Source organism: uncultured Thiodictyon sp., assembly GCF_903946935.1.
Lineage (GTDB): Bacteria > Pseudomonadota > Gammaproteobacteria > Chromatiales > Chromatiaceae > Thiodictyon.
Genome location: NZ_CAJAXH010000002.1, coordinates 1 through 7,451, shown reverse-complemented (window position 1 = coordinate 7,451; position 7,451 = coordinate 1). Strand labels below are relative to the sequence as shown.

7 protein-coding genes are annotated in these 7,451 nt (G+C 60.2%); 3 read left to right on the top strand and 4 right to left on the bottom strand.

Translation table 11 applies throughout. The features are described from left to right. Nucleotides 1-102 precede the first annotated feature (102 nt). From QZX93_RS00085 to QZX93_RS00075, 3 genes are all read right to left on the bottom strand, one after another. Nucleotides 103-1,389, bottom strand: coding sequence for an MASE3 domain-containing protein (locus QZX93_RS00085; protein ID WP_295394269.1), 1,287 nt, complete (start codon nt 1,387-1,389; stop codon nt 103-105). A 357-nt stretch (nt 1,390-1,746) separates the two neighbouring features. Further along, nucleotides 1,747-2,103, bottom strand: coding sequence for an STAS domain-containing protein (locus tag QZX93_RS00080; protein ID WP_295385171.1), 357 nt, complete (start codon nt 2,101-2,103; stop codon nt 1,747-1,749). A 642-nt stretch (nt 2,104-2,745) separates the two neighbouring features. Then, on the bottom strand, nt 2,746-3,612 hold the full coding sequence (locus QZX93_RS00075) for a hypothetical protein (protein ID WP_295385173.1): 867 nt from the start codon (nt 3,610-3,612) through the stop codon (nt 2,746-2,748). A 745-nt stretch (nt 3,613-4,357) separates the two neighbouring features. Between QZX93_RS00075 and QZX93_RS00070 the strand changes: the two genes are divergently transcribed. From QZX93_RS00070 to QZX93_RS00060, 3 genes are all read left to right on the top strand, one after another. Further along, entirely contained in the window at nt 4,358-5,035 is a 678-nt protein-coding gene (locus QZX93_RS00070) for an SCO family protein (protein ID WP_295385175.1), read from the top strand. Nucleotides 5,036-5,464: 429 nt separating this feature from the next. Further along, the gene (locus QZX93_RS00065) at nt 5,465-5,914 is read left to right on the top strand and encodes a copper chaperone PCu(A)C (protein WP_295385176.1); all 450 of its coding nucleotides are present in this window, start codon (nt 5,465-5,467) and stop codon (nt 5,912-5,914) included. Between the two features lie 63 nt (nt 5,915-5,977). Then, the gene (locus QZX93_RS00060) at nt 5,978-6,397 is read left to right on the top strand and encodes a DsrE family protein (protein ID WP_295385178.1); all 420 of its coding nucleotides are present in this window, start codon (nt 5,978-5,980) and stop codon (nt 6,395-6,397) included. A gap of 387 nt (nt 6,398-6,784) precedes the next feature. Here the strand turns inward: QZX93_RS00060 and QZX93_RS00055 are convergent, their stop codons facing one another. Further along, entirely contained in the window at nt 6,785-6,910 is a 126-nt protein-coding gene (locus QZX93_RS00055) for a hypothetical protein (protein WP_295394267.1), read from the bottom strand. Between the last annotated feature and the right edge of the window lie 541 nt (nt 6,911-7,451).

Here is a 7,451-nt window from a genome sequence, read left to right as displayed (position 1 = left end):
CGGATACAAGTTGTACGCATAGAAAATCAGAGGCTTACAGCGTTTCTGTCCGTTGCCACTAAGACCGCAATATTTTCGCCACTGGACTCTATCTACCTGTTTCTAAAAAGATATGCTTCCACTGGAAATCCAAGAGACCCGAATCTCAACGGCATTGTTGATCGGCGCCAACGGGTTGCGAAGCTCGTGGCCGAGCATGGCGAGAAATTCGTTCTTGCGCCGATCGGCCTCGTGGAGTGCCGCTTCGGCTTGTTTCAAGCCGGTGATGTCGCGGGTGACCGCCAGCAGGCAACGATCACCCTCCATGGTAATCGCATGAGCGGACACCAGCGACGTGATCACCCGGCCATCCTTCGCGACCAGTTCGACCTCCAGATTCTTAAAATAATCATTCTGCTGCAGGGGCTCCACCAACCGACGTCGGTCCTGCGGGTGGTGCCAGATGCCGAGCTCCAACGCCGTTCGCCCGATGACTTCATCCCGCGTCCAGCCAAAGGTGAAGACGAATCCTTCATTGACGTCCACATACTGTCCGTCGGCCATACGCGTAATGGTGAAGGCGTCTGGACTGGTGACGAAGGCCGTGCGGTAGCGTTCCTCGCTCTTGGCCAGCTTCTCATTGAGCTCGACCAACTGGCGCTTGTTGGCCTCCATCTCCCTAAAAATCAAATCAAAGGGCTGTCGCACGCCCGACAGCACCACGGCGATGAATGCGAGCGCCACGGATAGAAAGCGAAAGTAGTGGCCGAGTTCGTTGGTGACATCATAAAAACCGGCGTAGCGGGTGAAGCAGAATTCAGTCGCCACCGCCAGCCACAGCGAGCCGGCCAGCAGGAGAAAGATCCGCGACTCGAAGTGTCGGCGGTTGCGGTACAGCAGCATGAACCCCACCACCAGCATGGCGATAATGATATATTCGCTGTTGACCTTGAAGGGGGTCAGGCCGACGCCGTCGATAAACGTGGCCGGAAACCATTGCAGCACCACCGCCGCGCAGGCCGCCAAGGCGACGATGGCAAATCCCGCGCTGACCAAGGCGAAACGCGGCCGCCTGGTGATAGCCAGCGGGCCGAGCAATAAGGCGATAGCCTCCAGATAGCGGGCCGTCAGCCAAAATTGCGTCGGATAGTTGGTGGATACACCGGGAAACAGATTCATGCCCTTGAAGGTCAGGGTATGAAAGAGGTCAACGAACCCGATGGCGCCGTAGGCGCCGTAGGCGCCGCCGAGCACGATGAGGTAGCCATTGGCCAGGTAGCGATTGCTGGACCAGGTTAGAACAAAAATGCATAGGCTGACGACGATGGCGAAGAGTTCAGCCATCGTATGAAACAACAGATAATGCACCGACCGTGCCCCGGCCAGGATCCCCATGATCGCCAGCAGCACACCCGCGACGGCTACCCCCGGCGTTCTGACCAACGCGTCAAGGCGCAACTTGGACACTACCAGACATCGCTACCCAACCGCTCCCGCCGCAGTTGACCTACAAGCACTTATCTTCATCGCAGCCACAACCTACACCCTTGTAGTGATTGCGTTTTTCGCCGGTGATGTTGGTCATAAAATCGGTCACCCGCTCAGGCCTCCGAAATACGAGCGAGCCGTTGTCTCAGCGACTTGCCATCCCCCTTTCCCGCACAAATAAGGCAGTTTCGGCCGGATTTACGATCACGGCCTTGCCAAGCAGAATACCGCCGTGAACACCACCGCACAAGCCCGCTTTGACATCCTGAGCGCGGTTCCTTAAGACCAGACGGGCGACCCGCTGGACGTTTCAATCGCCGCCGCGAAGTGTTGGCGCGACGCATAGTTGGCGTCGCCCTGGATCAGTGAGAAGCGGCGGCGGACATCCGGATGGTCGGCCAACAGCACCACGGTCGCACCCGAGCGACGCAGGTCGCGGCTGAGCATACTCAGGAGCGCAATCCCGGAATCGAATACCAGGTCGACCCGGGTCAGGTCCATGATACAGGTCCGCAGACCATTGCGGAATTGCGGGTCGATGCCGAACACCTCGTTGCTCATCGTCAGATCCAGCGTACCCTCGAAAGCGAGTTCAAGCAGATCGTCGTCTGGCGTATACACGGAAATCATAGACATTGGAATCATCCTCCGGTCGTTCGTCGCTGGACTTGGGGTCGCGGCGCGCTCGTCATGAAACCTTGAGGCGCGTTGCCGTTAACATCATTATTGGCACGCCACGGCCTCTAAGCCATCCGTAAGGCTACCTAGCCCGAGTTGCGGTGGCACGGTTGCCCACGGCGTGCAGCATTACTGCTTGCCTTGCAAGGATCTTGAGCCGTGCTACGGCACTGGCCAATCTTTGATGCGCGTCCTTGCGTTGCCAACTCCAGCACCCTGCCCGCCTCGCCTGGACCGCCCAACCCCCAGCTGACTATCCGCTGACAGCCCCGCTCAGGCGTTGTCTAGCCGCCCGCCCTTACGCTGTACCCAAGGTCGCGATCAACCGCGGCGCCTGATCGCGCTGCCGGACTCGGCCAGTTCCCCCACTGCGTCCGGAGTCGGCGCCCTAACGCTGGCACAGTTCCCCCCACTGTGCGGGCGTCAGCGCCCCGACTTCGGCCAGTCTCTACCGTGCGCCGCGGTGGATTAAGCGTACGTCCATGCGCTCCGCGTTGCTGACATGCCCCAATGGCAGTGAATTAGGTCTGCACGTCGGTTGTTGCAGGAGCCACCTCAGGCAACGGAGACGATCATACACAAGGCGACCCCCAATCCTAACTAGTTCTTGCCGTCAGGAGACACCTTCACCATGGTGAGATTGCAATCACCATCCTGATTCGTGCAATCCGCCGGGTCCTCACCCACGATCCAAAATGTGGGATTAGTGCCGGGATTCTCGCTGAACACGACGAAGTCGTGATCCCCCTGGTAACCTGAGGCCTCAGTACACCGCGGGTCATTGAGGTTGAATAGCGTATACGCGTAACAGCCGTGCGGCCGGGAGGATGAGGTCGGCTCGCTCACGTCGCTATAGTAGTAACCGAAATACGCGGTGGGCTTGAAGCTGACGGTGGTGCCGACCGGGTCAGGCGTCACACTCCCCGGAGGTTCCCCACTCCCCTGGAAAAGCCGGTGCCTGGTGCCCACCACGGTGCCGCGGGCATTGGTCTCAAACCACCCGAATTCGTTGATTTCCGTTGCAACGGCAGACATGTTGAGAAGCAAGGTGGCCTTCAATTTTCCACCGGTGCTGTGGAAATATACCTGGTCGTCGCGGACGCCGCCGGTATCGCCAAGCGAGTCGTAGTCCATCCCCCAAAATGGCAATGCCCCGGGGGCGAGCGACCCGCTACCGATGCCCTGACAATCGCCGGTCGAGGTCATGCAGAATCCCGCATTCTTTTCTGCCAAGCCTCCCCCATAAGCGCCAGAAGCACCCCACGGCGCGTCCCAGTAAGGCGCGAAGTTGTCGTTGAGGTGGTCGGTGTCCGGTATCCAGGTTTGCCAACCCGCTCCGGGGCTCCCTATGATGGATGCTCCACCATATGAGGTTCCACCATATGAGGTTCCAGCATATGAGGTTCCACACATCACGACTGCGGCAATGGCAGTCAGTAAGATGACCCGTGTTGCTTGAGAGATCATGGTGTATTCCTCCTGTGAGGATGTGGTGTTGGACGTTGTCTGCTTGACAGCAGGCTCTGGAGATAGTAGCGATACCCACCGAAGCAAGGCACTGTCGGCACGGAAAATCTATGGAATACGATGACGATCGCGAATACTGATCATGCCTCTGGGTATTCCACCTCATCGCTCGGCAGCAGCGGTCGTTAAGGGCCAGCGACGGACTCCGGATGAATAAAGGGGACGAATGCCCGTGCGCTGATTGACCCTCCATGGTTTTCCACACCACCGGTCGCACGCTATCCGTAACAATACTCAAACCCGAGCGGCAACAGGTTCGCTCGGCCAGGTCTTATAGAGAGTGGTTGGCGTGGGATGCGGCGCCCAACAGAGGGCAAGGCACCGGCTGCTATCCTGGAGGCAGCATCCAGCCCGCCCGTCCATGCCCAGTGCGCGTATCACCGTCGGCCCCTGATTGAAACCCCGCAATGTGGCGCCCCAGACCGCAGCCGCACTGACCTGTTGCTGAGTAGTTATCCGGATACACAATGTTCGCGACATGGCAAGAATGTCAGGAAACGACAAGACGAAGAGGACAGCCATGCAAACAACACATCCAGGGCTTCGGGTAACACCGGGTTGTCCAATCGAGGGCTCAGGGCGACGCGAATGACTGGTCGCGACGTTACTCAGGGTCTGGCATGTTCGTCCTCCTTTGAACGTCAATACACCGGGCAATCGCGCCTGGAACCGAGGTAATAGCCCGATGAAAACATGGCTGACAACGGTAATGGTGGCCGCGGTGCTGGTAAGCGGCGCCACCCAGGTTATGGCAGGATCCGGCGCAGACGCAGCAACAGCCGGTCCGCTGTGCGAAGCGTGCGATCATGCGGGGGGCGAGCACGCCGCACATTGCGACCGTCACGAAACCGCCGGCCAGCCCGCAAAGTCCTCGACGCCAGCGACGGGAGGCGATTTCACGCTCGCTTCAGCGACCGGTCCGGTCAACTTGGTCGACCTGCGTGGACAGGTGGTTCTGATCTATTTCGGTTACACCTCGTGTCCGGATATCTGCCCCACCAATCTGGCAATGATCGCCAGCGCATTGAAGTCGTTGGCGCCTGAAGAGTTGGCCCGAGTGCGAGTGCTCTTCGTCAGCGTCGATCCGGAACGCGACGATCTACAACGACTCACCAGGTACGCCGCCTATTTCCACCCCAACATTCTTGGCCTGACCGGCACCCCCAATCAGTTGGCGAAGGCCGCGACGGCCTATGGCGTCGTTTATCGCCGCGTCGATGAGCCAGGCTCGGCGCTGGGTTATATGATGGATCACTCAGCCGACACCTATGTCGTGGACCGCCAGGGCCACCTGGCCCGCACCTTCCATCACGCAACGCCGTCGTCACAGATCCTTGCGGTCATTCGTGAGCTGCTCGGCTAGGAATAAACGCAGGCGCGGCCTCGGCTTGCTGCACCACTCAGAAACACCCTTGGGCCTGGATCGGCTTTGCGGCTTGTCCGCTCTATCTGTGAGCCCGCTGCAACCGGGAGGTTGCCATCCGGCCTGGATTCCGGCGTCCCGGCCGCAATAGCGATCAACGCCATCCGTTCGATCCGCACCGGCGCCCCGAAGTATGAACAGAGTCAGGCGCCCGCCCCGGCGATCGCCGCTTTACCGGTCACTCGTTTTATGGCAGTATTTCAATGCCTGAAACGCCGAGCGACCAGCAGGGCTTGAGCAAACACCGCGGACGATCAAGTCCGTTCAGGCCAAGACGCCATGTTGCCTGTCCGGTGGTACTTGCACGCAGGGCAGTAACCACCCGGGTTCACGGCAAAGTTCACTGAAACCCGACGGAGACTTTGTGCCATGATTCGTTCCTCCTCACTATTCACTGCGGTCATGTTCGCCTCCATCTCACTCGGCGCACAGGCCGCGGATGTCGCCGTCCGCGACCCCTACGCCCGCGCCGTGCCGCCCGGCCAACCCAACAGCGCAGTATTCATGTCGCTGGAAAACGGTTCCACGGCGGATCGCGCCCTGGTCGCCGCCGAGAGTCCGGTCGCCAAGACCGTGGAGCTGCACACGAACGTCAACGAGGGCGGCGTGATGAAGATGCGCCGGATCGATAAGATCGAGGTCCCCGCCGGCCAGACGGTTGCCCTCAAGCCAGGCGGCTTGCATGTCATGTTGATTGGCCTCAAAGAGGCCCTGGAGCCAGGCGCCATGGTTCACCTGACGCTGACCTTCGACAACGGCAGTCAGTCGCACGTCATGGCGCCGGCGCGCACCATCGATACGGCGGCAACGCGGCATTGACGTTAGACGCGCATGGCCACGACCGATTCGACCCAACCCGTTAGAAGCACCGAGGAGTGACCCATGAAGTTCCTGTACAGTCTGATGCTTGCCGTTCTCATGATCTCCGGTATCTCAGCCGGTCCAGCATTCGCCGGAGACAAAGACCCACTGTTCGTGAATCTCACCACTGACGATGCGAATCGTTCCAACATGGCGATTACCTTCGGAGCAAAGCAGCTCGAACGTGGACATCCGCTGACTATCTTCCTTAATGATCGCGGAGTCTTTATCGGCGCCACCGCAAATGCAGGCAAGTTTGCCGATCAGCAGCAGGCCTTGGAGTCGATCATGGGCAAGGGGGGGACAGTCATCGTCTGCCCGTCATGCATGAAGCATTACGGTGTCAATGATGCCGATTTGTTGCCTGGGCTGTCTGTGGGGCATCCAGATTTGACGGGTGCCGCGCTCTTCCAAGACGGCACCAAGACGTTGAGTTGGTAGCCAATCGTTGCTGAAGTTTCCTGGCTCTGAAAACGCCCCAGGGCCGGGCACTGGGGGCCGGAAGTCTTCGCGGGGTTTGGCTGGATCCGGTCAAACCCCGCGAACTGCCCCGGCACGGCCAGAAGGCGGCAAGATGATCCAACCCAAGCCGGTGGAGATCGGTATGATGCACCGGCCAGGCGCCTCACTCGCCTGATGGTTTGCGTCACCGGGGGCCAGCGTTCACCGGCCCCGGGCCGCGTGGACCACGCGCTTGAGCCGAGATCACAAACACGCCTGTCGGTGCGCCCCCCCGCAGGTGGTCAGCAAGGCATCCAGGGCGGCGGGTAACACCGGGTTGGCCAATCGAGGTTTCTGGACGACTCGAATGGCTGGCCACGGCGCCACTTAGTCTCGGGCATGTTCGTCCTCCTGCGCATCCAGCCAATCGACCCATAGCACGTACACGATACCCAGCAGCACGGCGAACACCGCCAAGCTGAACGTGATCCCCACCAGGGTCCAGCCATTCACTTCACACCCCCAGGCACCATGACCGCCCCAACGATGCGCTGGGGCTTCGGTTTGCTGGCGAGGTGTGGCCACCATTCGGGGAACGCCTGGTCACCGAGCCGTGGCGTCCACCGGCATCGCAGTTGTGTCTGATTCATCTGGGCCTCGCATGGCTTTCGTATAACGATGCGTGATCAGGGTAAAGGTTGCGGTGGTCATTACCATACCAGCATCGCGGCTAGCGCGGCGGCCGGGATGATCAGTTCATGGACCCAAGACGGGGGGCGGGGCGTGCGATGCGTAAGCATGATGCGGTACCTTCGCTAGGTTGGATCAGGGACCATCTGGGCTCAACCGCTCGCGCTGCGGCATTCACCGCAGAACGCAGAAAAAAGCCAGGACCACCAGGTGGGGGAACCGGCACGGCAAATCCGTTCTAGCCCGCCGTGGCTGGCCGTCCCCGCCGACGGCGGGAATTTTCGGTCATGCCCAGGTAGTCGAACACCAGGCGGACGTTGCGTGCCAGGCGCTGGATGGTGGCGGCGACGGTGTCGCGGGATTT